Below are 25,637 nucleotides of genomic sequence, written 5' to 3'. Positions count from 1 at the left end.
TTACAGTAATCTACTTGTCTGGTTTTTAGAAACCACGCGGTTAACCCCTTACCTTGATCCAGTAATTCCCGCATATTCGTATAAATACTTGCAACTCGTTTGCTAAATGACATTTTGATGAATTTTCAAATCATCACCAAACTGTCACAAACTTAGTCAACACTGTTAGCAAGACAACAAATGTCGGTCTGTATTTTTTAAATGCCTATTAAAGCTCTACAGACACAGACAAAAGAAAGAGTGAGTTTTATTATGTCATATAAATACAACGGATCTTTGATCCAGATCGCACACCCAGTGCAATCAATCTCGGTAAATAAACAGCGTGTAATTTTTAGTGACACGCAAGGCTTAAAAAACGCCATCTTCCAAAAGGCAAGTGATGCACGCCAATTTGTGAAGTGGCTAAAAGCCAACTAAACCCTACCGATAAACGCCAGCCAATACGCTGGCGTTTTAGTTTTTCATCACCAGCCTGCATATAGCTAAATTCCTGCTACACTTATATTTTAAGCCCACAAATAGGTAGTAAAAATGCGTTTTACGTGCTCTATTTTACTATTACTTTTCTGCCTCCCCGTTGCTGCAACTAAGCAACCGAAGTCAATCGAATGGATCATGGTTGATTTTGCTCCCTACTACATCATGAATGACAAATATGAAGGAACTGGTCGTGACGAAAGTGTGATCAAATTACTAGAGCAATTTCTGCCAGAGGTTTCATTTAAACGCACCCTATTGCCAGCCAGTCGCGCCGTGCATGAACTATCAAACCCACACAACAATTACTGTATGCTGTCGTTATATCAAAGCGAGCACCGTAAGCAGCATATTCAGTTTACAGAGCACACTTCAACAGTGGGTTTATCACCCTCCATTGCCATACGTAAAGAGTTAGCCACAAAACTTAAGTTAGACGTGACAAAACCCGTGTCTTTAAAGTCGTTATTAAACGAAAAACACTTGGCATTAGGGGTATCAATGAGCCGCTCGTTTGGCGCCGATATAGATAGCGTGATTAACGAAAGCCATGACGCTAATATTATCTCACGCCCCGGCAGAGATACACTCGCAAGCTTAACTTATATGCTGCATAAGAAGCGCATTGATATATTACTTGGCTACCCTAGCGAACATTACTATTTGGCGCACTCAATGGGCTTTAAAGATGAATTGACCCAACTGACACTCACCGAAGCACCGGCATTAAGCGTTGGTTATATAGGTTGTACAAATAACAAACAAGGCAAAGAAACGGTAAAACTACTAGATGAAACCCTTGAAAAAATAGCTCACACAAACGCTTTTCATGATGTTTTAGTTCGCTGGCTACCTGATAATTTACAGCCCATTTTAGAAAAAAGGTTAAAAGATAGAAACGAAAGTGCCGCTCATTGAGCGGCACTTTTAATTTCCTAATCCACATAGTTATGCGAATTGGCAGTCGTATTAATGGTGCTTACTTACGCACACCTTCAATGAATAAACCGATATCAACATGCGTAGAAGCAGGGCCTAGATTGTAGTCGATACCATAGTCAGCTAGTTTAAGGCTTGTTTCACCTTCAAAACCAACACGGTATCCACCCCATGGATCTTTACCTTCACCAATTTTATCAATTTCAAAAGTAATGGTTTTAGTCACACCATTTAAGGTGAATTCACCTGTTACATCTGCTTCATCACCGTCTTCATCAAACTTGATTGAGGTGCTTTTGAATGTTGCCGTTGGGTATTTATCAACATTTAAGAAGTCTTTTCCGCGTAAGTGCTTGTCACGCTCAGCATGGTTTGAGTCGATGCTTTTAGTATCTATCGTTACATTGATTTTAGATGCATTAGGCGCTTTATCGTCATAACTAAAATCACCTGAAAAAGTATTAAAACGACCATGTAACCAGCTGTAACCTAAATGCTTAATTTTAAAAGTTACAAATGCGTGCGCACCATCTGTATCAATAACATAGTCAGCTGCATTTGCGTTAGCTGTTGAGAAAAGTGCAGCACTTAGTGCTGTGCCTAATAGTAATTTTTTCATATTAATCATCCTTCAATGGTTTGATCATTCTAATTAAGGTTTTATCTTTATCGATAAAATGATGTTTTAGTGCCCCTAAAGCATGTAAAACAACCACAGCTATTAGCCCATACGCGGCATAAAAGTGAATTTTACCTGCAATATCTTCTTGGTTCGCGACCGACTCTGGTAATGCCGGCACAGCGAATAAATTAAATACTTCAATTGCACGGCCATCAGCCGTAGAAATTAAATAGCCAGATGTCACAATGACGATTAAAGCTAAATAAATTAGTTTATGAACTGAGTGAGCAACTCGATTCATTGCTTTTGAGCTACCTGCAACAGGCTCAGGCTGAGTACCTAACAAACGCCAACCAAATCGAAACAGCAATAATGCCGCTAAGGTAATACCAACGCTTTTATGCAGGTCCAAAGAACCTTTGTACCAAGCGTCGTAATAGGTTAGCTCAACCATATATACGCCTAAGCCAAACAAACCAAACACCCCAAGTGCCATTAACCAGTGCACTAAGATGGCCACCCAGCCATAACTTGACTTTGAATTCTTTAACATACTCATTTCCCATGAGAATCGTGAAACTAGGTACAGCTTAGCTTAGGATTTATATAATGAAAATAGCGTAAAACGAACAGATTCTGTGCGTATATGCACACCCAGGCAAAGGAGAAAGGTGAAAGTAGCAAGGGGAAAGTGGAAAGGAAAAAGACAGAAGGTGCTAGGTGCTAGGTGCTAGGTGCTAGGTGCTAGGTGCTAGGTGCTAGGTGCTAGGTGCTAGGTGCTAGCAATATTATGAATACTCGTTGATAAAAGCATCTAATTCTTAACGTGATAAATTTTGAGTTTTACGCACAACCGTTTAATCACTCAACCCAATAAACTCAGCCGATTTCAAAAGAAGTGACGCCAAAAATACGGTTTAATGGCAAGTTCGGACATTCACCCGTGTACATTCTGGCGGTTTCAAATGACACCTGCATGTTGTATTTCTGTGCCAAAGCAACAGCAGCTTGATTGATTTCGGGCGTATCAAGGAAAATAGCGTCGGATGCACTCGCTTTAGATTTTAAAGCAAGGAACAAAGATTCAGCCAATTCTGGTGAGTCGGCAAATAGAGGGCCAATTTTAAAGCCGTTCTGGCATTTGCGAATAACGCCGTATCCTGCCAATTCCCCATTTTGCATTACGCCAAACGCATCGCATTGGGGTTGGCTTAACCAGGCTTTAGTAAAGTTTGCTCTATTTACTGGGAAAAAAGCCTGTTCGTATGCGTCAATAATTTCGAATGGCACAGTCTTAAGATCAACAATGTCTGCATTTTGCGGTGAATTACCACCGCCTACTCCTGCAAAACGGATATTGCGATAAGCCAGATTAAAACCAGACTTTTTATAGTTCTCTTGCTGCTCCACCACACCATCAAGGCCAATATTCAACCCTTCAAGGCGCTTTAACGCGGCATTCCAAATTTGCATTCCGTAGCCTTTGCCTCGGTAATCAGGTTTAACAATGTAAAAGCCGATAAAGCCAAATGCATCGTGATAATTAATGGCAGAAATTGTAGCAATAGGTTCATCGTCTAGAAAACCAACTAGAAATCCTTCAGGATCAGCAGCAAAATAACACTCTGCATCATTAAGGCCCGGATTCCAGCCTTCTGCTGCAGCCCAATCAATCATGAGTTCGACTTCCTTCTTGGTCATGGTTTTGATTGTAAAATGTTTACTTTGCATCTGCTTTCCTTATATTTTTCAGTCTACTCTGACAGCTAACTTAAAACTTACTGCTTAAAACCATTAACTTCTAGTTATTCGCTTTCTTCCACCAAACCAACATAAATCTGGCTATTGGCATCTACCTGAAAGCAGCTGATCAGGTTTTCTTTCACCAGCTCTAACATGGCGATAAAGCTTACTACAACGCCACTTCTGCCCTCTTCTACCGTAAAAAGAGTGCTAAAAGGCAGCTGTGATTGAGCCTCTGAGAGTTTATCTAAGATTAAGCTCATCCGTTCACGGGTCGATAAGGCTTCTGCGGTAATATGATGGTGTTCAAATGTTTTAGCTCGGGCCATAACGTCGCTTAGCGCAACTAACAAGTCTTTCATGTCAACGTCAGGTAACAGTACCTCACGCTCACTGAATTCTGGCACCAGTGCTTCGGCAACAAAGATATCGCGGCCTTCGCGAGGGATTTCATCAAGATTTTCTGCGGCTTTTTTAAATTGTTCGTATTCTTGTAAACGTCTTACAAGCTCAGCTCGTGGGTCTTCTTCCTCTTCAAGCTCTTCATGTTTTGGTAATAATAATCGTGATTTAATTTGTGCTAATAGCGCCGCCATCACAAGGTATTCACCTGCCAGCTCAAGCTGAAACTCGCTCATCATTTCAACATAACTCACGTATTGCTCTGTAATACTAAAAATAGAGAGCTCTAGTACATCGAGTTTATGTTTTTTGATTAAATACAGAAGTAAATCGAGAGGACCTTCAAAAGTTTCTAAAATGATCTCTAATGCATCGGGGGGAATATATAAATCTTCAGGTTTATCAACCACCGCTTTACCATGCAAAAAAGCCAGTGGCAGCTTTTGCTGTACTGGCTCTTGTAAATTATCTGGCGCGTCAAGCTCTGGGCTAGTCAATGAAGTCTCTACTCAAATGGTTTAGTATCACCACAACCCACACGTAAGATTTCGATATCATCATCCGACAAGTCAATTACTGTGGTTGCCTGTTCAGGAAGATAACCACCATTAATAATTAAATCAACTTGCTTTTCAATGCGATCGCGAATTTCATCAGGATCTGCCTCGGTATATTGCTCACCCGGTAAAATTAAAGAACATGACATTAACGGTTCACCTAATTCAGCCAATAAAGCACAGGTGATTGGGTGTTCGATAACACGAATACCAATGGTTTTTTTCTTTTCGTTTAATAAACGCTTTGGTACTTCTTTAGTGCCTTTAAAGATGAACGTATAAGGCCCAGGGGTGTTATTTTTAATCAATCTGAATAACTGATTATCGACGCGAGCATAGGTAGATAGTTCCGATAAGTCACGGCAGACCAAAGTAAAGTTATGGTGTTTTTCAATACCACGAATACGTTCGATGCGCTCTTTTGCTTGCTTATTACCAATGCTACAGCCAAGTGCGTAACCCGAATCGGTTGGGTATACAATAACACCGCCTTGCTTAATAATATCAACCGCTTGGCTGATTAAGCGTGGTTGCGGATTATCTGGATGAATATGAAAAAACTGACTCATTACACGCTCCTATTGCCCTTCCCATGCTTGCCAAACCCCTTGGCAATCTTTTGGTAAGTATAAATTTTTACCCAACTCCAACCAACTGGTCGGAAAATGAAAATCTGACCCTTGTGACGCAAGTAAGCCATATTCACGGCAAAGTTCACCTAAAAACTGGCGTTCACTGGGTGCTTGCTGTGGTTGTGCAACTTCCATCGCATCGCCACCGGCATCTTTAAATTCAATAATTAATTTCCGTAGCCACTTATTCGACATTTGATAACGCCCAGGGTGTGCTAGAACGGCAACCCCACCGGCTTGATGAATGGCAGCAATTGCAGTTTGCATATCGCACCAACTACTTGGTACATAACCTGTTTTTCCTCGCCCTAAGTATTTCTTAAATACCCCAGGAAAGTTTTTAGCTACACCACGTTCAATCAGTGCACGGGCAAAATGCGCCCGTGTGATTTGGGCGTTTTCGGCAAATGTTTTTGCTTGGTCGTAAATGCCTTCAAAACCATTTTTAGCAAGGCGACGACCTATCTCTAAAGCGCGCTCTTCACGCTTGCCTTGTTGCGCTTGTAATAATGACAACAGTGCGTCATTTTCGTCATCAACATTTAAGCCAACTATATGAATTTCAAAACTTTCCCATTTTGTTGATACTTCAACGCCAGCAATTAATTTAAGCGGTAAATTATCATCTGCAATGACTTGGCGAGCTGGTTTTATCGCACTTAACGTGTCGTGATCGGTAATTGCAAACACATCTATGTTTTTCTCAACCGCGCGGTGTAACAATTGCTCGACTGATAGCTGACCATCTGAGTATGTGGTGTGGCTATGTAAATCGTATTTTATCAAAGGGAAAGACTGCTTTACGTAAGTTCTTGAATCAATGATGTGAGTATAACAAAAATTTACTGCGAGGGCGTGATTATCTTATATAGCTGTGTGTTTTACCCTCATAAATGGGCAATTGCGATGGGTAAATGCCGAAATCGTACTAACTATGTAAATTAATACTTGACAGTATCCGCTTAGGTACGCTTTACTGTATGCACTTTCTGACACGTTAAATAAGCAATAACAATGAACAAAACAATTCAAATCACAATTTGGTGGTGGCACTCGTAACTAGCGGGTGACGAATTGTCGTGTTTAACGATTTCAAAACCCGCTCAAGTAGCGGGTTTTTTTATATCTAAATTTTAAGGTTTTATAATGAATTACATAGCAACTCTTACACATCATTGGTGGTGGCGCCTGGCTTAGCGGGACGGTAAGGGTCTATCTAATTTATAGGCATCTTTATACGAACCCCGCCAAGCATCGCTTCGCGGGGTTTTGTTTTTTAAAGAGTTTTTGGGAATGAGGGAGAATGAGGTTTGATTTTTAGTCATATAACAACGACACCGGGTGAAGTAACCAGTATCACTCAAGTGCGCGATTACATCAGTAGCCCACTTGCGTTATACAGTTTACTCGATAAGCCTAATTCACTGCTGTTAGAGTCTGCTGAAATTGATTCTAAAGACAGTGTAAAAAGTCTAATTTTGGTTGACTCAGCGCTACGTATTGTTTGCCAAGGCAAACAGGTCACACTCACTGCACAGTCAAATAACGGCAAACAATTACTGCCTTATTTACAAACTCATGTGCAAAACTGCTCTGCAGAGCTTGTAGAAGACACATTAACGTTAACCTACAACGAGGTAGCAAGCGACATTGATGAAGCCAGTAAATTAGTAGCAGATAACGCATTTAGTGCGCTACGTAGCTGTATTAATAGTATTAAAAGCACCACAGATAACCCATTTTCTGTGTTCTTAGGCGGTGTATTTGCCTACGATATGGTTGCTAATTTCGAAACCCTTTCTGATGTGCCTGACGGCGAAAACAGCTGCCCAGATTATGTTTTCTACCTCGCAGAAACGTTAGTTGTCATCGACCATCAAGCAAAAACAACCGAGCTAATTGGCAACGTATTTAACGGCCCTGAAGTCCATGCAAACTGCTTTGAGGTTGGTCAACAGTTAGAGCGTTTAAATGCCGTATGTGACAATGCACAAAGCTACCAAGGGCAAAAACAAACAGGCTCAAACCCAATTTCTGTTGATGTTAGCGACGAGCAATACTGCGAACATGTCATCAAGTTAAAAAACAACATCGTTGATGGCGATATTTTCCAAGTTGTTCCATCACGTACTTTTTCTCTCGCCTGCCCTGACTCACTTCATGCTTACAGCCAATTAAAACAACAAAACCCAAGCCCATATATGTTTTATATGCGCGATGAAGAGTTTGTGTTATTCGGCGCATCACCCGAGTCAGCCCTCAAATATTGCGCTGAGAGTAAACAAGTTGAGGTATACCCTATTGCCGGCACTCGCCCTCGTGGCAAGTTTGCTAACGGGCAAATTAATCCAGACCTAGACAGCCGCATTGAGCTTGAACTTCGCAACGACCAAAAAGAGCGTGCCGAGCACCTGATGCTAGTTGATTTAGCGCGAAATGATGTTGCCCGTATTAGCGTACCAGGCACACGTCACGCTAAAGAGTTATTAAAAGTAGACCGCTACTCACAAGTGATGCATTTAGTTTCACGCGTTGTGGGTACTTTAAAACCTGAGCTCGATGCGCTACATGCTTACCAAGCTTGTATGAACATGGGCACCTTAGTGGGTGCACCTAAAGTACGCGCTGCTGAGTTAGTTCGTAAAACCGAACAAAAACGCCGCGGCAGCTATGGTGGTGCTGTGGGTTATTTAACAGGCGATGGCGCCATGGATAGCTGTATTGTTATTCGCTCTGCCTTTGTTAAAAACGGCACAGCCTATGTGCAAGCAGGTGCAGGTGTGGTGTTTGATTCAGATCCACAATCAGAAGCCAATGAAACCCGCGCTAAAGCACAAGCTGTGATCACTGCGATTCAATCGACTTACAAGGCACAATAATGACGACAACATCAGCCTATAAAATCTACTTTTTAGATAACTTTGATTCATTTAGTTATAACTTAGTCGATGAACTTTCTATGTTAGGGTGCCAGTTAGTGGTATACCGTAATAACATCAGTGCACAAAGCATCTTCGACAAAATGTGCCAAGAGACAGTGCCTGTATTATTAGTGCTATCACCTGGCCCTGGCGCGCCATCTGATGCGGGTTGTTTAATGGAACTCATTGAACTGTGTAAAGGTCGCTTCCCGATGCTGGGTATCTGTTTAGGGCAGCAAGCACTAACACAAAGCTACGGTGGGGTTATTGGTCATGCAGGTGAAACTGTGCATGGCAAGTCATCAATTATTTCGTTGACTGAGCACCCAGTATTCGCGGGTATGGGCGATAAAATGCCGGTTGCTCGTTATCATTCATTAATGGCAACCAAAGTCCCTGATGACGTTGAAGTAATTGCTTGTTATGAAAATATTCCGATGGCAATTTACCATCAACAAGATAATGCCCTTGGCTATCAGTTTCATCCTGAATCAATTTTAACGCCAAATGGCGCATTGCTATTACAGCAAAGCATTGAATTTTTAACCGCACGCGTGCAGTAGAGGAATAACATGGAAGCAACAACTCAAACCCAGTTAAACCAATTATTAGCAAAGCAAGATTTATCATTTTCGCAAGCAACTGCATTATTTGATGCCATCATGAATGGCCAGCTTAATGATATTGAATTAACGGCTGCACTTATCGCCCTAAAACTAAAAGGCGAAACAAGTGATGAAATCGCCGGTGCGGCGGCATCAATGCGCGCCAATGCAGTGCCATTTCAAACCAGCAAAACCTTACTTGCTGATAGCTGTGGTACCGGTGGCGATGGCTCAAACACAATTAATATTAGTACCACGGCTGCTATTGTTGCTGCCGCTGCGGGCATCAACATGGTCAAACATGGTAATCGCAGTGTGTCGAGTAACTCGGGCTCTGCAGATTTACTTAAAGCCTTGGGTATCAATATCGATATGAGCCCTGAGCAAGCTGCCCATTGTTTAGAGAATACCGGCTTTACATTTTTATTTGCGCCGCATTATCACAGTGGTGTACGCCATGCGATGGGCGTGCGTACGGCCCTTAAAAGCCGCACAATTTTTAATATCCTAGGGCCACTGGCCAATCCTGCTGCCCCTGAGGTGCAATTGCTTGGTGTTTATGACCCTTCGCTGTGTTTACCAATGGCCGAAACCCTAAAAACCCTTGGCACAAAACGCGCTATGGTGGTTCACGGTGCAGGCACTGACGAAATTGCCTTACATGGAACAACCAAAGTGGTTGAACTTAATAACGGTGAACTGAGTGAATACACGCTAACAGCGAGCGATTTTGGTCTTGCAAACTATTCACTTGAACAACTAGCAGGCCAAGGCCCAGAATATAACGCAAAAGCAAGCTTAGCGATTTTACAAGGTCAAGGTGAAATGGCGCATAACGCAGCCATTATAGCCAACGTTGCCGCTCTTCTTTATTTAACCGATAAAGCAGGTGATTTAAAAGCAGCCGCAGATCAAGTAAGCAATTTATTAGCATCAGGCAAAGCGATGGACACATTGAACGCAATTATTGAGGTAAGTCATGGCTAACGTGTTAGACAAAATTGTTGCCGACAAACGCATTGAATTAGAACAAAGAAAAGCACAGCGCCCGCTTGAATCCTTCATTAGCGATGTTGTGCCAACCAAGCGAGACTTTGAAGGCGCATTAGCAGCAACCGGTACGCAGTTTATTTTAGAATGTAAAAAGGCCTCACCGTCAAAAGGACTTATTCGCGAACCATTCAATTTAGACGAAATTACATCGGTTTATAAAAAGTACGCAACCTGTATGAGCGTGCTAACGGATGAAAAATATTTCCAAGGTAGTTATCAGTACCTTGAATACGTGCGCAGCCAAGTGGAACAGCCGCTTATTTGTAAAGATTTCTTTATTGATGAGTACCAAGTTTATTTAGCACGCTTATCTGGTGGTGATGCCATTTTATTAATGCTCTCAGTTCTTGATGACGAGCAATATTTAGCGCTTCATAAAGTGGCTGACTCTTTAAACATGTCGGTACTTACTGAAGTCAGTAATGAGCAAGAAGTCAGTCGTGCACTTACACTTAATGCCAGCCTAATTGGTATTAATAACCGCGACCTTCGTGATTTAAGTACTGATCTTGCAACAACTGAGCGTTTACGTCAGCTTATCCCAAATGACAAAGTAGTGATTTCAGAATCGGGCATTTATACCCATAAAGATGTAAAACGTCTTGCACCATTGTGCGATGGCTTTTTAATTGGCAGCTCACTGATGGCTGAGCGCGACTTAGAAGCCGCATGCCGTAAAGTCATTTTAGGTGAGAACAAAGTGTGTGGTTTAACCCGTTCACAAGATGCGATGGCAGCCTACGCCAGTGGTGCTGTGTATGGTGGCTTAATTTTTTATCCTAAGTCACCGCGCTATGTCGATATCGACTGTGCCAAGCAAGTTACGCAAAGTGCCCCGCTCGCGTATGTGGGTGTGTTTGTCAATGCACCTCTAGAACAAGTGGTCGATTATGCACAAAGCTTAAAATTAGCTGCAGTGCAATTACATGGTGACGAGAATAGCGAGTATATTCAAAGTCTCAGAAAGCAATTACCGCTTGGCTGTGAAATTTGGAAAGCCCAAGCCGTTAAAGGCGAATTACCCAAACCGCTTGAAGGGGTTGACCGCCATTTATACGACACTTACAGCAAAAGCCAAAAAGGCGGCACAGGCGAAGCATTTGATTGGTCAGTGCTAGAGACGGCAACCGTGCCGTTTATGTTAGCCGGGGGTTTAAACCCAGAAAATATTCACGCAGCGCTTTATCGCGGTGCTAATGGCCTTGACCTAAATTCTGGCGTTGAAGCGTCAGCGGGTAAAAAGTGCCAAACAAAATTACAAAATGCGTTTTCGCATATCAGAAATTATTGAGGTTAGAATGCAAAATCCAGCTTATTTCGGTGAATTCGGTGGTATGTTTGTACCACAGCTGCTTGTGCCAGCACTCAAGCAACTAGAAGCAGAGTTTAATAAATCACAAAAAGATCCAGCTTTTCAGGCTGAGTTTGAAAAACTGTTAAATGAATACGCAGGTCGCCCTACGCCATTAACTCTGACACGTAACTTAGTTAAAAATCCTAAGGTAAAACTGTATTTAAAGCGTGAAGATTTACTGCACGGCGGTGCGCACAAAACCAACCAAGTACTTGGTCAAGCACTTCTGACCAAACGCATGGGTAAAAAAGAAGTGATTGCAGAAACAGGTGCCGGCCAACACGGTGTTGCAACGGCCCTAGCCTGTGCCCTACTTGGCTTAAAATGCCGTATTTACATGGGCGCAAAAGACGTTGAACGTCAGCAACCAAATGTATTTCGTATGAAATTAATGGGCGCAGAGGTTATTCCTGTCACAGCAGGCTCTGGTACCTTAAAAGATGCCGTAAACGAAGCACTGCGTGACTGGTCAGCAAATTACAAAGATGCTCACTATTTACTAGGCACTGCAGCAGGCCCTCACCCATTCCCAACCATGGTGCGTGAGTTCCAAAAAATGATTGGTGAAGAAGCAAAACAACAAGTGCTTAAAGCTGAAGGTCGCTTACCGGATGCAGTGCTTGCTTGCGTGGGTGGTGGCTCTAACGCCATTGGTATGTTCACAGACTTTATTGATGAGCCAAGCGTAAAACTCATTGGTGTAGAGCCAGCTGGTAAAGGCTTAGATACCCATCAACACGGTGCTACGCTATGTAAGGGCACTAAAGGCATTTTACACGGTACCTATACCTATATTATGCAAAATGATGATGGTCAAATTGAAGAGTCTTACTCTGTTTCAGCAGGTCTTGATTACCCAGCTGTTGGTCCACAACATGCTTATCTTCATGAGACAGGCCGTGCAGAATATGTTGGCATTACTGATACTGAAGCACTTGAGGCATTCCAACTACTGGCTAAGAACGAAGGCATTATTCCAGCGCTTGAATCAAGCCATGCCCTCGCATATGCCCTTAAATATGCCGAGCAACAAACCGAAGACACTATTTTAGTGGTTAACCTAAGCGGCCGAGGCGATAAAGATTTGGCTCACGTACACAGTGTTTTATCAGAAGGAGGCGCACTATGAGCCAGACTAACCGTTACGGACAACTGTTCGCCACATTAAATGAAACAAACCAAGGTGCTTTTGTACCCTTCGTTACGATTGGTGATCCTAATAAAGCACTGAGTGTAGAGATCATCAAAAGCTTAATTGATGGTGGCGCTGATGCCCTTGAGCTGGGTATTCCATTTTCTGATCCGATTGCAGATGGCCCAGTGATCCAAGCTGCTAACATTCGTGCACTTGATGAAAACATCAATACCCAAGATTGCTTTGATATCATTAAACAAGTGCGTGAGTACAATGCCGATATTCCGATTGGCCTGTTATTGTATTCAAACCTAGTATTTAAGCGTGGCATCGAAAAGTTTTATCAAGATGCTAAAGAAGCCGGTGTTGATTCTATTTTAGTGGCTGACGTGCCGCTACATGAATCAAAGCTATTTCGCCAAACAGCAATGAAAAATGGCATCGACCCAATTTTTATTGCTACACCGAATGCTGATGATGACACGTTACGAGAGTGTGCGTCATATGGCCGTGGTTACACATACCTTCTTTCACGCGCAGGTGTGACAGGCACAGAAACCAAGGCACAAATGCCAGCAGATTCATTAGTTAAAAAACTAAAAGATTACCATGCTGCACCGGCATTATTAGGCTTTGGTGTATCAACACCGGAAGATGTTAAATCAGCACTTGAGTCAGGGGCCGCTGGTGCGATTTCAGGCTCTGCGGTTGTTAAAATTATCGAGGCAAACCTTGATGATCAAGCAGCAATGCTAACTGGTTTAAAAGAGTTTGTAGCTAGTATGAAAGCAGCTACAAAGTAACTTATTGTATTGCTTAAAAAAGGGCCATAAAGGCCCTTTTTTGTGCTTAACAATTTATGATTAATGATGGCGATGCTCGCCCTCTTTAATTTCTTCTATGAATTTTCGATTAAAAGCCTCTAAGTCGGCTGGGCTTCGGCTTGTAACTATGCCCTCATCAACACACACCTCTTGATCAACCCAATTAGCTCCTGCATTGATTAAATCAGTTTTAATACTTGGGTATGAGGTTACTTTGCGATCACGTAGTTTATTAATTTCGGCTAATAGCCATGGGCCGTGGCAAATCGCGGCGATGGGCTTGTTTTTACCGGCACTGAAAAAGCCATCAACAAAGGCTTTTGCTTCGCTATCTTGACGTAACGTATCTGGGTTGAATAAGCCACCAGGCAGAAGTAACGCGTCATACTCTGCAGAGTCTGCTTCGCTGACTACACGGTCAACACTGACTCGCTCACCCCATTGGTTTTCATCCCATGCGGTGATATCGCCACGCTCAAGTGACACAACTTCGACAAGTGCACCCGCTTCTAATAATGCGCTTCGTGGTGACAATAGCTCGCTTTGCTCAAAACCATTGGTTGCAAGAATAGCAATCTTTTTACCATTCAGTTGGCTATTTAAATTTGACATGTTATCTCCTTATTTAGGTAAACCTAAATGATTAACAGCATACAACATGCCAAACTTAATAGATTGAAAATATTGAATAAATTTTCAGGTGTTCTATTTATGCTCTGTAAATACTACAACAGCTTTGCAAATCCTGCTTATAAACCGTCTTTGAGTGCTTTTGCTGGTTTAAAAACTGGCTTATTAGCGCCTTCAATTTCAATTTCTTCACCGGTTTGCGGGTTGCGCCCTTTGCGTGCTGGGTAATAACTCAGAGCAAACGTACCAAAACCATTAATTTGCACTTGGTCACCCTCAGAAAGAGACTTTTCGATAGCATTTAAGATGCTGGTTAAGGCAGCTTGTGTGTCTTTTTTTGTTAATTCACTGTGGGCAGCCATTTGCGATACTAACGCGGCTTTATTCATAAAAAGTGCTCCAAAATACGCCGCTTAATCATCTGAGGTTAAGCGGAAAAAGATAAGGTAAAACAACCTAAACGCAGGTTTAGGCCAGATTGGCTCGGGAGGCTAAGCTTTCAGGGCTGTTAAGTCAACCTTGTATCTTGCACGATAACTTGATACAACCCAGTATCTTTTTAAATTAGAGCATTTATAAATTTATGCATGCGATTATTGAATACATCCCGCTGATTTTATTTTTTGCGGTTTTCAAGTTAGTTGATATTTATTGGGCAACAGCCTTGCTGATGCTAACCACCTTAATTCAAGTTGCTTACTGTTATTTTAAAGATGGTAAAGTGCCGACCCGTCACTGGGTTTTTTTTGCTATAGCGGTGGTGTTAGGTACCCTCACCTTAGTGTTCCACGACGAGCAGTTCGTAAAATGGAAAGCCACCATTGTGTATGCCATTTTCAGTGTTACTTTGTTAGTAAGCCGCTATATTCTTGGCAAAAACCTAGTGAAAAAAGCACTTAGCTCGATTTTAGAAAATGCCTCTGAGAGTAAACAAGAAATCAACGTACCTGAAGCGCTCTGGAATAAGCTTAACCTATTTTGGGTTGCGGTGACTGCAGGTATCTCGGCGCTGAATATCTACATTGCCTATAACTTCTCGCTCGATTTTTGGGTTAACTTTAAAGTGTTTGGCTTAATGGGCATTACCTTTGTTTGCGTGTTAGCAACGATCATCACCCTGTTCAAATACTTACCAGAAGATGACGAAGAGAAAGATCCAAAGCAATCTTAATGTCATAAATCTGTCGTCTTAGCTTGTTAGCGTAAGCAAAAAACACGCTGAGACGACATTGAACGCTAACCAATACCGCTGGCTTGAATTTACCCTCATATTTGTTTCTCTGCCGCTATTAGGCTTTTTTCTTCGTGCCTATCTCGCTAACTGGCTTATTCCTGCCCTTATTATTTTAATGGCCGTGTGCGGCATGCTGCTTTTATCTGATCCCCATTTTAAACGCTTTCGTTTAACAAGCCTTGGGCAATTTAGTGCGGTAAAACGTCGCTTATTTAGTTTCTTTTTTTTAGGGGCGCTATTCTCTGGAATGTTTTACGGGATCATGAATCAAGAAAACTGGTTTTCACTGCCACGAAACTCATTTAACGATTGGCTAATGTTGTTATTGCTCTACCCTATTTTATCGGTGATGCCGCAAGAGCTTATTTTTAGAACCTATTTTTTCCATCGCTACAAACGCATTATGCCAAGTAAAACGGTGCGTATTATTGTCAGCGCATCGGTGTTTGCGTTGGCGCATATTGTCTATGCAAATGTATTGGCCGTATTGTTGGCATTTTTAGGGGGGCTGCTTTTTTCTTACACCTATGCGCAAAGCCGCTCGACCTTCGTGTGTGTAATTGAACACAGCTTATGGGGACTTTGGATGTTTACCCTTGGCTTGGGTGATGTGCTCGATGCGGGGGCCTTTTAATTTAATAGGCATAAAAAAGCCGCGCAAAGTGCGCGGCTAAGTATTGAACTGGTCTTTAAAATCCGAAAATACTAAATGCAAAAAACTTAGTCGCCACCGTATTTACAAAGATTAGTAATAAAATGGCAGGGATAAACGTTGATAGTGAGAAGTTCACATACTTCTCTGTGAAGCTGCCAATATAGCCTTCACAGCCTTGGCTTAACTCTGCCGACAAGTTTGCTTTTTTCCAACGATACATAACGAATAAACACACCATTAAACCGTTAAGCGGTAAAATTGTGTCGTAAAACACATCATAAACAATATCAAATAAGCTCTTATCTGCACCGCCATAGCTAACAAACTTTGTAAGCGAGTCAACCATACCAAATGACATTGTACACAGCACAGTTAAAACACCTGTAGATAAAGTTAAGATAGCCAGTGCTTTTTTACGGCTAATACCTTTGCGGTCGCTTAAAGTCGCTGTTGGCACCTCTACAATTGATACAAGTGACGTAATTGCAGCAAAAAAGACAAGTAAGAAGAATACAAACGCAACAATTGATGCACCCACGTAGCCAATATCAGCTTGTAACGCTAATAAAATTTTTGGTAGGTAGACAAAAATCATCGATACTGACGAATCTGATAAATTACTAGGGTCAGTATCTGGGTTAAAACTGAAAATAGCTGGAAGCACCATTAGACCAGCAATGAATGCCACCATCGAGTCAGTGACTGCAACCATTTTTGCACTACCAACAATGTCATCTTTCTTAGAAATATACGATGCATAGGTCATTAAGATACCCATACCCAGTGACAACGAGAAAAACGCTTGAGCTAATGCACCATTTAATACGCTGGCATCCATTTTTGAAAAGTCAGGAACAACATAGTACTTAACACCGGCCATTGCGTTATCAAGAGTTAGTACGTATACAACCAACGCGGTGAGTAGTACAAATAAAGCTGGCATCATAAACTTAGCCGCTTTTTCAATACCTTCTTTAACACCACCCACTAAAATCAAGTTAACGATGATGGCAACCACGGCCATATAACCAAACACGGTGTAGCTATTGATAAAGGTGCCAAAATTATCCGGCTGCGCCAAGGCATCTAGATTACCAAAAGCGGTTTGCGATAAATAACCGAAAATCCATACCGTGATCACCATGTAAAAAACAGCAATCATAAATGGCGTTAATACAGCTAAAAAGCCAGCAAAGTTCCATTTTGGATCATTACCCGCTAAAAATTTGTATGAACCTAGTGGATCTTTTTGCGCTTTACGACCCATGGCCATTTCAGCCATCATCACTGGCAAACAGATAAAAATGACAAACAATGCATAGACTAAAAGGAAAGCACCACCGCCGTTTTTTGTGGCTGAAACAGGAAAACCTACTAAGTTTCCGATACCTACAGCAGAACCGGCTGCCGCTAAAATAAAACCGAGGCGGGAGCTAAAATGCTCACGTTTTTCGCTCATTTAAAAACCTTATTATTATTTTCTCAACCCAGCGACTCTACCAGTGTTACACCGCGTATTTCAAGCTTTATAAGTTAAAGTTATATGGGTTTGTGTAAAGATTATTACGCGAATAATCTCTCGTCTATTGCTAAGAATATGCTACTATTTTTTAAAAATAACATTGAGAACACACCATGCTGTATATGATTTATTCAACGGATGTTGAAAATAGTTTAGAAGCTCGCAAATCTGCACGTCCTGCTCACTTAGCACGCCTTCAAGAATTAGACGATCAAAACCGTTTATTTACGGCAGGCCCATTGCCAGCCATTGATAGTGAAGATCCGGCTGACGCTGGTTTTACTGGTTCATTAGTGGTTGCTGAGTTTGAGTCGTTAGAAGCAGCACGTGAATGGGCTGCAAACGATCCGTATATTGCGGCGGGTGTTTACGACAACTCAGTCGTAAAACCATTTAAAAAAGTATTTGGTTAACCTCTGAACTTAACTGAATCAATAATTCAGTGTTTGTTCACGGCTTATTAACTAAGATTTGGCTATTGAATTACAGAATTTAACGTAATTACTTGAATTTTAGTTAATTGGTTAATTAAACTAAATGGGTCTGGTTTAGGAGTTCCCCGTCATGCGCATATTATTAGCCTTCAGTTTTAGTCTTTTATTTGCATTATCAAGCTTTCATGCTGATGCCAATAAGAAACAAGCCCAAGAGGTGACTAAAAAGCAGGCTGTGACGATCGCCAAAAAGTCTGAAGACGGCCGAACCCTAAAAATCACAGAGCAAGATAAAGTATTTACCGTAAGAATTTTAAAAACGAACGGCCACGTGGTTGATGTCCATGTGAACAAAAAGACTGGCGAAGTGAAAAAGGATTAAGAATGCGAATTTTAGTTATTGAAGATGATTTACACTTAGCAGATAACCTTCGTAATGCCCTAGAAAAAGAGCGTTACAGCGTTGACCTTTGTCACGATGGTGAAGCTGGTTTATTCCATATTACCGAATACCCGCTAGATATGGCGGTAGTCGATTTAGGCTTACCTAAAGTTGATGGTATTGAACTAATTACCAAAGCACGTGCACAAGGTATTACCATTCCTATTTTGATTTTAACGGCACGTGACCGTTGGCAAGATAAAGTAGAAGGCTTAGATGCAGGTGCAGATGACTACCTAACTAAACCTTTCCACGTTGAAGAGCTAATTGCCCGCTGTAATGCGCTTATCCGCCGTAGCGCCGGTAAAGCAAACCCAGAAATGACAGCTGGCCCTATTAAAATTCATACTCGCTCACAGCAAGTATGGGTTAACGATAAAGAACTTAGCTTAACGGCATACGAATACAAAGTTTTAGAATACCTAATGGTTAATCCACAAAAGGTAATTTCTAAATCTGAACTAACTGAGCACATTTACGACCAAGACTTTGACCTTGATTCAAACGTAATCGAAGTTTTCGTATTGCGTTTACGTAAGAAGCTTGACCCTGATGGTACCCTTAACCCAGTAGAAACATTACGCGGCCGTGGTTATAGGCTTAAAAGTCAGTGGTAGCATCGCAAATACCGCTTAAAGTAAGGCAAGGATTTATCCTTGTCTTTGTTTTATTAGTCGCCCTACCAATTCTGTTTTTCTCAATTGGTAAGGCTTACTACGCCTCTTTGGTCGAAGCGACCGAAAAAACCCTCGAAGCTCACTTATATTCATTAATTTCTGAAGTTGATTTCACTGAACGTGGCATAGTTATGCCTAGCACCATCTTAACGCCAGAGCTAAATCGATTAAACTCAGATACCTACGCGATGGTTTATCGCGGTGACTTACCAGTTTGGTATTCTGAATCGGCGACCAATATCAACTTTATTCCTGATAACTTTGAAGCCCCAGCTGGCTCTGCGGATTTTCGTCGGGTTGAATACAACAATACCGTGTACTGGCAGTTAACCCTTACCGTTATTTTAGAAAACATTGATCAATCTGAGCATGCACGTTTTATCCTATTAAAGCGTAATGATGCCCTACTGAGGTTGATGGATGGCTTTAAGCAGACACTCGTAAATTGGATGTATGTCATGGGAGTGTCCATTGCTGCACTCATGGCGATTGGTTTTGTTTGGAGTGCAAGACCACTGCAACGACTCGATAAAGAAATTAAAGCCATTGAGTCGGGTGATAACCAACAAATTAAAGGTCTTTACCCGGTTGAACTACAAACTATTAAAGCCGATTTAAACTTATTGCTTGAATCGCAGCAACGCCAAAAAGAGCGTTACCGTGCTTCGTTAAGCGACCTTGCTCATGCATTAAAAACGCCTTTGGCAGTGCTTAAATCAAGCCCTTTAGCCAATGATGCAGATGCACAAGAGCAGCTAGACCGAATTAATGTGATGATCGAACACCAGTTAAAGCGCGCTGCAACAGGTGCGTCTGACACATGGAAGAAACAAACTCATATCAAGCCTGTTATTGACTCAATTATAAGCGCGATGAGCAAGGTTTATCGCGACAAAGATATTATATTTACCTCAGAGGTTAGTGAAAAAGACTATTTCTTGGGTGATAAAACAGATTTGATGGAACTACTTGGTAATTTAATCGATAATGCCTGTAAAGCTTGCCGTTCACAGGTCGATATAAAGGTTAAGCAGAACAAAAAGTTAACCCTCAGTATAAGTGATGATGGCCCAGGTGTCCCTGAGCACAAGCGTGAATCATTACTGACTCGCGGTACCAGACTCGATACCTATGAAAGTGGCCACGGTGTCGGCATGGCTATCGTGTCGGATTTAGTCAACTCGTATAATGGCACCTTAACCATTAAAGATGCAGAGAAACTAGCCGGTGCTGAGTTTATATTAGAGTTTAATTACCATGATAAAAAATAAAACATCAACACTCGTTAAGGGCAGCTTTCTAGCTTTAATTGCGAGTGCATCGCATGCTCAAGCAGAGCAAACGTGTGAGCTTGCTAGCAACAATACCGATGACACCAAACGCTATATTCAATGTCTTGATCAAGTTATCGCCGATCTGCAGCGTGACCAAAAGATGTGGATTAATAAGCTCACTATGGATCTTGAGAAAATCAAAGAGGATAGCGGTAACAGCCAATTGCTACCGATTTTTAATCGCAGCATCAAGAACCAAGAGCGTTATTTAGAAGACAGCTGTCGTTGGCGTTATCTACAAAAAATGCCAAATAGTACGAAAGCCGCTATTGCCTACAAGCAATGTGAAATTGAGATCCTAAAAAACCATGTGCAGGTTTTACAGCGACCTCTAAAGTAATAGCAACTCACAGATTTTCATGGACAAAAAGGCGCTTAAGCGCCTTTTTATACCAATTCGCTTAATTAAGTGGTCTAATTTGAGGCAAGAAAACCTCGTTGATAGCAAGGCAAAAATTTCGTTATTTAGTTGTTCTAAATCAGAAATTTTTAACGCAGATAGCGACAGGTTTAATCCCTCAAAATGATTAAGTATTATTGCGGATTGGTATTACTCTTCAAGTTTTAGCTCTTCTCCATTGCCAAGCAAGGTAGCTAACCATCGCCCTTCTTGACTAGTCTCTAAGGCTATTTTAACTATCATGGTTAATGGGACTGACAACAACATGCCCACGGTCCCCATCAGCCAGCCCCAGAATATTAACGATAAAAACACCACCAGCGTCGATAAACCCAACCCTTTACCCATAAAGCGCGGTTCAACAATGTTACCCATTACGGTGTTAATAACCAAATATCCGCCAGCAATAAACCCTGCAACCAGTGGGCCTTGAGTTATCAAAGCAAGTAACACAGGAGGCACCGCAGCAATGATAGAGCCTATGTTTGGAATGTAATTAAGCATAAACGCCACTACACCCCAAAGTACAAAGTAATCAACATCAAGTGCCCACAGCATAAAGCCTGCAAGCATACCTGTGCCTAAGCTAACCAGCGTTTTAATAGCCAGATAAGAATTAATTGAATCTAAAAAGCGATCAACCTGCTGCATTTTCATTTCAGGATCGTCCAGTGCTAAATGCACTTTTTTACTCAGCATAGGTCCTTCAAACAACATGAACACCACGGTTAGGATGATCAAAAACAAGTTAGCCATCACGCCACCGAGGCCTGTGAGCATGTTGGTTGCAACATCAATCATTTTGCCCGGATCGAATAAAGAAATAATCTGCTCTTTATCAATCAGGATGTTATAACTCGCTGCAACATTGACCACCCAGACAAATTCTTCTTTTAGTTGTGCTTTGTACTCAGGCAGCTTTTCAGAGAAATCGGTCATCGATTGCCCAACCAACCCGGCAAGGCTTATCCCTACACCGACAATCATCAACATCACAAATACAACAGCAATGCCTTTAGGGATACCGTATTTGGCAAAGAAACGAATTAAGGGATTACAAATAATGGCAATAAAGGCTGCCAATACAAATGGGATAACAATCACACTTGCAGCTTTAATACCAGCTAAAACAACGACTAAAGCAGCAAATATCACTAAACTTTTATTTACACCAGTCAGGCTCGACAAAATAAAATCCTTGTTAGTTTTTTTATCAGTGTAAGTGAAATACGTCGCAAAATAAATCACAAAGCTGCTGGCACAATTAATGCTGTTTATACGTGCATAATTTGAACAATTTATGATACATATAACTAAGCGTGCTTTAAAAGGAGCTTTATATGGCACATTTATCCGAACAAGAACTCACTTTTTTCAACCGTTTATTCGAGGCAGAACGGACTGATAGCGATCCAACCGACACAAAAATGTCTATTAGGCTCAATTTGCCTGATAAATTAAACGGCTTACTTACCAATGCCAAACTGACACTGCTTGCTGAAGTGGGGATTTATCAATTGTGGTTTCCGCTTGAATTTACCAAGGACGAGAATGGCCAACTGATCCCTGTACTTAGCGCACCAGAAGTAATAGACACCAAAGGCATCGAACGCAGCTGGCGTACGCCTGATCTCGAAATTCACACAGAGCAATTTCAGATACTGTCTTTATCAAGCACAGGCGTGTTACTCAAGCCAAAGCGTCAAACTCCTATTCTCAATAAAGAAATACTGTTGGCATTTAATTTACCGAGTGAAGAACAGGTTATTCTTAGCATAAAGCCAATAAGAACGACCAGCAAAGGAATTGCCGGAAAAATAGTGAAAGTGTGCCAAGGTGAAGATGCACTTCGTAATTACTTATTTGAGACCCATAAGCACCATCATGCAAAGCTGTACGAGCAAGGTAACTTTACTACTGAGCTTATCTAGTTGCAGCAGCTTAACAGCTTAGATAAGCTTGGCGTTTTGCAGCAAGTCACAACAAGGTATTTTATGAGTTACCCTATAGGAACCCCTGGTAGGCCGTGGAACAAAGAAGATAAGAAAGCATGGTTTGAATTACAGTCAGTAAAGCGTAGCTATTTAGATGATGTTGTATCGCAACTAGACTCTTTATCAAGCGATTTCAATATTGAGCAATATGGCGCATTAAGTTACGACAGCGACAAATACCCTCTTTACATTTTAAAGAGCAAACAATGGCAAGCTGATAAACCTGTTGTGCTGGTTACCGGTGGTGTTCATGGTTATGAAACAAGTGGCGTGCATGGTGCTTTAGCGTTTGCTAAGAGAAGTGCCAAAGACTACTTTGCTGATTTTAATATTTTAGTGGCTCCGTGTATCAGCCCTTGGGGATATGAAACGATTAACCGCTGGAATCCAAATGCCACGGATCCAAATCGCTCTTTCTATGCAGATAGCCCCGCTGAAGAGTCTGCAGCAATTATGCAATATTTAGCCGATAACACTATTGCACCTTATGTGCATATTGACCTACATGAAACGACAGACACTGATAATAGTGAGTTTCGCCCTGCTCTAGCTGCTCGTGATGCAACGACCCACGATAACTGGAATATCCCAGATGGCTTTTATCTTGTCGCTGATAGTGAGCGTCCGCATGATGCATTTCAGGCAGCGATTATAAAATCAGTTGAAAAAGTAACCCACATCGCACCAAGTGATGAAAATAACCAATTAATTGGCGTACCACAAACTCAATTTGGTGTAATTAATTACCAAGCGAAAAAGCTTGGTTTATGTATGGGTTTAACTGATGCAGAATTTGTCACAACAACAGAGGTTTACCCTGATAGTCCACAAGCAAATGATGACATTTGTATTGATGCACAAGTAGCCTCAATTAGCGGTGCTCTAAATTACATTGTTAACAAATAGTTAGCTATATTTTAAAAAGGGAGTGGATTATTTATTCACTACTATGCGAATAATTAGATAGGATTCACATAAAAATAAAATTAATGAAAAAGTTATGTTTTTTGAAATTTGTATACTAAATAACTAGACACATACATAGAATTGTATAAAATTCGCGCTCTTTTTAAGTTCAAAAGGAAGCAAATTGGAATTTAAGAATCACTATGGCAGTGTCAGGATTATTACTGAAGGTCCAATTGTTATTGGGCAGTTTTCTGGCAATATTAACGCTCGTTTAGTCAATGACTTTGCAATCAATTTAAAAAAGCATATTACTGCTTTCGCTGGAAAGCCGTGGGCGTATATTAGTCATTCTACCCATTTACTTGCTACCACCCCTGATGCAGAACGCGGTTTTACTCAATTATTCCGTGCCCTGCAAGGCACTAACTGTATAGCAACCGCTTATATGTTTAGCTCGTCTATTGTGCTTAATCAAATGAAACGCATCATTGCACAAGCACAATCTCCAATTCAAATAATGGACTGTTTATTTGATGATTTAGACAGCGCTAAAGCTTATGTGCTAAAGCAGCTCGAATTTGCAGAAATGGCTTGTTAAAAACAAGCCATTTTCGTTTCTAGAGCCGTGATTGAGGTTAATCTCGGTAAAACTTAGTTTCTTTAGTTATTGCGATATCAGCATCTTCTAATGCTTGAATGTGAAAACTAATAGGCGTTACTTTTGACTTTAACTCGTAGCCATCAGCAACCACAGTGACAGGCACACGTTTCATCTGACCTGCTTCAACAGTTATCTTTTCAGGCACCTGTAAGCTTGCTTCTGCAATACCACTTATACCGATTGAATAGCTCAAGCTATGCTGTGTTTTGTTGATAATTGATAAGGTATATGGGTTTTCTACTAAACCTTCAAAATTAACACGGTACAAGGCATTACGGTCACGAATGACAGAAGCCTCAATAGGTGTACGCATTGCCATCCACACAACCATGCCCACGACAAACAGCGCCGTTAAACCGCCATAGCCAAGCAGTTTTAATCTAAATGGGTTGGTCGTTTTGCCTTCCATTTGTTTTTCTGAGGCGTATTTGATCAGTCCTTTTTGATAGTTGAATTTTTCCATAGTGCTATCACATGCATCGATACATAAGCCACAGTTTATGCATTCATACTGCAAGCCATTACGAATATCGATACCCGCTGGGCATACTTCAACACATAGGTTACAGTCTACGCAGTCACCTAAGCCTAATTCTTTAGGGTCGGCTTTACGCTTACGCGCACCACGAGACTCCCCTCGCGCTTGATCATAGGTAACAACTAACGTGTCTTTATCAAACATCACAGATTGAAAACGTGAATATGGGCACGCCACTGTACACATTTTTTCACGTAAGAATCCCGCATTACCATAGGTACAAAAAGCGAACAGGAATACCCAAAAGCTGACGATCCCAGACATTTCTAGAGTAAATAAGCTCATGTATAAAGACTTAGCGGGGATGAAATAAGCCATAAATGACATCGATGTAAGCAAAGAGATCACCAGCCAAGCTGCATGCTTAGTGATTTTCTTTTGCCATTTACTCACTGACCATTCAGCTTTATCAAGTTTAATACGCTGATTACGGTTACCTTCAACTTTGTGTTCGATCCAAGTAAACATCAGCATCCAAATTGTTTGAGGGCAAGTGTAACCACACCAAACACGCCCTAACCAATTAGTGACGAAAAACAATGCAAACGCCCCTGTCATAAATAACATAGCTAAGATCATAAAATCTTGTGGTAACAGCGTTAAACCAAACAGGGTAAATTTTTGGCTGGCTACATCGAGTAATACGGCTTGGCGGCCATCATAGGGGATCCACGGAATGGCGATGAACGTCAGCATCAGCACCCAGCCTAAGTAACGGCGGATACGTTGGAAATACCCCTTTTGCTCACGAATATAAATTGGCCCTTCTTGGTTGTAGGGCTTGATGATTAAGTCTTGCTCTTTAATATCAAATTTCATTTTGCTACTTACTTTTGTGTCGGTAATAACCTGACAGAGCAACAATCAGGCCAAGAAAAATTAAAAATAAGTTATTGATATTAAATGATTAAATTTATATTTGAACGCTCAAAAGCACGAT

At 41.3% G+C, this 25,637-nt stretch carries 29 protein-coding genes; 17 read left to right on the top strand and 12 right to left on the bottom strand.

The window, feature by feature from the left end; genetic code table 11:
- Positions 1-334: 334 nt before the first annotated feature.
- Entirely contained in the window at positions 335-481 is a 147-nt protein-coding gene (locus tag AOG27_RS21585; protein ID WP_200909093.1) for a hypothetical protein, read from the bottom strand.
- Positions 482-534: 53 nt separating this feature from the next.
- On the opposite strand from AOG27_RS21585, the gene AOG27_RS10215 reads away from it, so the two are divergent.
- Positions 535-1,398, top strand: a complete 864-nt coding sequence (locus AOG27_RS10215; RefSeq protein WP_054552926.1) for a TIGR02285 family protein — start codon at positions 535-537, stop codon at positions 1,396-1,398.
- A gap of 61 nt (positions 1,399-1,459) precedes the next feature.
- Here AOG27_RS10215 and AOG27_RS10210 read toward each other — a convergent pair whose 3' ends face one another.
- From AOG27_RS10210 to rnm, 6 genes are all read right to left on the bottom strand, one after another.
- A complete protein-coding gene (locus AOG27_RS10210) occupies positions 1,460-2,038 on the bottom strand; it encodes a YceI family protein (protein ID WP_054552925.1) in 579 nt (192 codons plus the stop codon).
- A 1-nt stretch (position 2,039) separates the two neighbouring features.
- Positions 2,040-2,594, bottom strand: a complete 555-nt coding sequence (locus AOG27_RS10205; protein ID WP_054552924.1) for a cytochrome b — start codon at positions 2,592-2,594, stop codon at positions 2,040-2,042.
- Positions 2,595-2,920: 326 nt separating this feature from the next.
- Positions 2,921-3,772: a GNAT family N-acetyltransferase gene (locus AOG27_RS10200; protein ID WP_054552923.1), complete on the bottom strand. Its 852-nt coding sequence runs from the start codon at positions 3,770-3,772 to the stop codon at positions 2,921-2,923.
- A 74-nt stretch (positions 3,773-3,846) separates the two neighbouring features.
- A complete protein-coding gene (locus AOG27_RS10195; protein ID WP_054552922.1) occupies positions 3,847-4,683 on the bottom strand; it encodes a segregation and condensation protein A in 837 nt (278 codons plus the stop codon).
- Between the two features lie 8 nt (positions 4,684-4,691).
- Positions 4,692-5,312 (bottom strand): L-threonylcarbamoyladenylate synthase, encoded by a 621-nt coding sequence (locus AOG27_RS10190; RefSeq protein ID WP_054552921.1) that lies wholly within the window; start codon positions 5,310-5,312, stop codon positions 4,692-4,694.
- Between the two features lie 9 nt (positions 5,313-5,321).
- The gene (gene rnm, locus AOG27_RS10185) at positions 5,322-6,161 is read right to left on the bottom strand and encodes an RNase RNM (protein ID WP_054552920.1); all 840 of its coding nucleotides are present in this window, start codon (positions 6,159-6,161) and stop codon (positions 5,322-5,324) included.
- A gap of 524 nt (positions 6,162-6,685) precedes the next feature.
- On the opposite strand from rnm, the gene AOG27_RS10180 reads away from it, so the two are divergent.
- Genes AOG27_RS10180 through trpA form a run of 6 tightly spaced genes read left to right on the top strand, consistent with a single transcriptional unit; the run spans position 6,686 to position 13,246 of the window.
- Positions 6,686-8,254, top strand: a complete 1,569-nt coding sequence (locus AOG27_RS10180) for an anthranilate synthase component 1 (RefSeq protein WP_054552919.1) — start codon at positions 6,686-6,688, stop codon at positions 8,252-8,254.
- A complete protein-coding gene (locus AOG27_RS10175) occupies positions 8,254-8,859 on the top strand; it encodes an aminodeoxychorismate/anthranilate synthase component II (RefSeq protein ID WP_054552918.1) in 606 nt (201 codons plus the stop codon). The genes AOG27_RS10180 and AOG27_RS10175 overlap by 1 nt, the downstream gene beginning before the upstream one ends.
- A gap of 9 nt (positions 8,860-8,868) precedes the next feature.
- Positions 8,869-9,888, top strand: coding sequence for an anthranilate phosphoribosyltransferase (trpD, locus tag AOG27_RS10170; RefSeq protein WP_054552917.1), 1,020 nt, complete (start codon positions 8,869-8,871; stop codon positions 9,886-9,888).
- Positions 9,881-11,245 carry a bifunctional indole-3-glycerol-phosphate synthase TrpC/phosphoribosylanthranilate isomerase TrpF gene (trpCF, locus tag AOG27_RS10165; protein WP_054552916.1) on the top strand — a complete coding sequence of 455 codons (1,365 nt, stop codon included), beginning with the start codon at positions 9,881-9,883 and terminating at the stop codon, positions 11,243-11,245. Before trpD ends, trpCF begins: the two co-directional genes overlap by 8 nt.
- 7 nt (positions 11,246-11,252) lie before the next feature.
- Positions 11,253-12,437 carry a tryptophan synthase subunit beta gene (gene trpB, locus AOG27_RS10160; RefSeq protein WP_054553084.1) on the top strand — a complete coding sequence of 395 codons (1,185 nt, stop codon included), beginning with the start codon at positions 11,253-11,255 and terminating at the stop codon, positions 12,435-12,437.
- A complete protein-coding gene (gene trpA / locus AOG27_RS10155) occupies positions 12,434-13,246 on the top strand; it encodes a tryptophan synthase subunit alpha (RefSeq protein ID WP_054552915.1) in 813 nt (270 codons plus the stop codon). The genes trpB and trpA overlap by 4 nt, the downstream gene beginning before the upstream one ends.
- A 60-nt stretch (positions 13,247-13,306) precedes the next feature.
- On the opposite strand, the gene AOG27_RS10150 is transcribed toward trpA, so the two are convergent.
- On the bottom strand, positions 13,307-13,879 hold the full coding sequence (locus tag AOG27_RS10150; RefSeq protein ID WP_054552914.1) for a type 1 glutamine amidotransferase domain-containing protein: 573 nt from the start codon (positions 13,877-13,879) through the stop codon (positions 13,307-13,309).
- Positions 13,880-14,016: 137 nt separating this feature from the next.
- Positions 14,017-14,286, bottom strand: coding sequence for an HU family DNA-binding protein (locus tag AOG27_RS10145; RefSeq protein WP_054552913.1), 270 nt, complete (start codon positions 14,284-14,286; stop codon positions 14,017-14,019).
- A 194-nt stretch (positions 14,287-14,480) separates the two neighbouring features.
- Here AOG27_RS10145 and AOG27_RS10140 point away from each other — a divergent pair, with 194 nt between their 5' ends.
- Both AOG27_RS10140 and AOG27_RS10135 read left to right on the top strand, forming a co-directional pair.
- Positions 14,481-15,068, top strand: a complete 588-nt coding sequence (locus AOG27_RS10140; RefSeq protein ID WP_054552912.1) for an inner membrane-spanning protein YciB — start codon at positions 14,481-14,483, stop codon at positions 15,066-15,068.
- 58 nt (positions 15,069-15,126) lie between these two features.
- Entirely contained in the window at positions 15,127-15,765 is a 639-nt protein-coding gene (locus tag AOG27_RS10135) for a type II CAAX prenyl endopeptidase Rce1 family protein (protein ID WP_054552911.1), read from the top strand.
- Between the two features lie 55 nt (positions 15,766-15,820).
- Here the strand turns inward: AOG27_RS10135 and AOG27_RS10130 are convergent, their stop codons facing one another.
- Positions 15,821-17,245 (bottom strand): sodium-dependent transporter, encoded by a 1,425-nt coding sequence (locus AOG27_RS10130; RefSeq protein ID WP_054552910.1) that lies wholly within the window; start codon positions 17,243-17,245, stop codon positions 15,821-15,823.
- 176 nt (positions 17,246-17,421) lie between these two features.
- Here AOG27_RS10130 and AOG27_RS10125 point away from each other — a divergent pair, with 176 nt between their 5' ends.
- From AOG27_RS10125 to AOG27_RS10105, 5 genes are all read left to right on the top strand, one after another.
- Positions 17,422-17,721: a YciI family protein gene (locus AOG27_RS10125; RefSeq protein WP_054552909.1), complete on the top strand. Its 300-nt coding sequence runs from the start codon at positions 17,422-17,424 to the stop codon at positions 17,719-17,721.
- Between the two features lie 151 nt (positions 17,722-17,872).
- Positions 17,873-18,124 carry a PepSY domain-containing protein gene (locus AOG27_RS10120; RefSeq protein WP_054552908.1) on the top strand — a complete coding sequence of 84 codons (252 nt, stop codon included), beginning with the start codon at positions 17,873-17,875 and terminating at the stop codon, positions 18,122-18,124.
- A gap of 2 nt (positions 18,125-18,126) precedes the next feature.
- Complete coding sequence (locus AOG27_RS10115) at positions 18,127-18,801, top strand: response regulator transcription factor (RefSeq protein WP_054552907.1); 675 nt, start codon at positions 18,127-18,129, stop codon at positions 18,799-18,801.
- Positions 18,795-20,132: an ATP-binding protein gene (locus tag AOG27_RS10110; protein WP_054552906.1), complete on the top strand. Its 1,338-nt coding sequence runs from the start codon at positions 18,795-18,797 to the stop codon at positions 20,130-20,132. The genes AOG27_RS10115 and AOG27_RS10110 overlap by 7 nt, the downstream gene beginning before the upstream one ends.
- Positions 20,119-20,535 (top strand): hypothetical protein, encoded by a 417-nt coding sequence (locus AOG27_RS10105; RefSeq protein WP_054552905.1) that lies wholly within the window; start codon positions 20,119-20,121, stop codon positions 20,533-20,535. Before AOG27_RS10110 ends, AOG27_RS10105 begins: the two co-directional genes overlap by 14 nt.
- A gap of 210 nt (positions 20,536-20,745) precedes the next feature.
- Here the strand turns inward: AOG27_RS10105 and AOG27_RS10100 are convergent, their stop codons facing one another.
- Positions 20,746-21,783, bottom strand: a complete 1,038-nt coding sequence (locus tag AOG27_RS10100; RefSeq protein ID WP_054553083.1) for an AI-2E family transporter — start codon at positions 21,781-21,783, stop codon at positions 20,746-20,748.
- 152 nt (positions 21,784-21,935) lie between these two features.
- Between AOG27_RS10100 and AOG27_RS10095 the strand changes: the two genes are divergently transcribed.
- From AOG27_RS10095 to AOG27_RS10085, 3 genes are all read left to right on the top strand, one after another.
- A complete protein-coding gene (locus AOG27_RS10095; protein WP_054552904.1) occupies positions 21,936-22,526 on the top strand; it encodes a hypothetical protein in 591 nt (196 codons plus the stop codon).
- Positions 22,527-22,589: 63 nt separating this feature from the next.
- On the top strand, positions 22,590-23,495 hold the full coding sequence (locus AOG27_RS10090; protein ID WP_054553082.1) for a M14 family metallopeptidase: 906 nt from the start codon (positions 22,590-22,592) through the stop codon (positions 23,493-23,495).
- 184 nt (positions 23,496-23,679) lie between these two features.
- Entirely contained in the window at positions 23,680-24,096 is a 417-nt protein-coding gene (locus tag AOG27_RS10085; RefSeq protein ID WP_054552903.1) for a hypothetical protein, read from the top strand.
- Between the two features lie 37 nt (positions 24,097-24,133).
- Here AOG27_RS10085 and ccoG read toward each other — a convergent pair whose 3' ends face one another.
- Positions 24,134-25,516 (bottom strand): cytochrome c oxidase accessory protein CcoG, encoded by a 1,383-nt coding sequence (gene ccoG, locus AOG27_RS10080; protein ID WP_054552902.1) that lies wholly within the window; start codon positions 25,514-25,516, stop codon positions 24,134-24,136.
- Positions 25,517-25,637 lie beyond the last annotated feature (121 nt).

Source organism: Pseudoalteromonas lipolytica (genome assembly GCF_001306915.1).
In the GTDB taxonomy this organism is placed as follows: domain Bacteria; phylum Pseudomonadota; class Gammaproteobacteria; order Enterobacterales; family Alteromonadaceae; genus Pseudoalteromonas; species Pseudoalteromonas simplex.
Note: the sequence above shows the minus strand (reverse complement) of the source record. Positions and strands in the feature narration are given on the sequence as shown.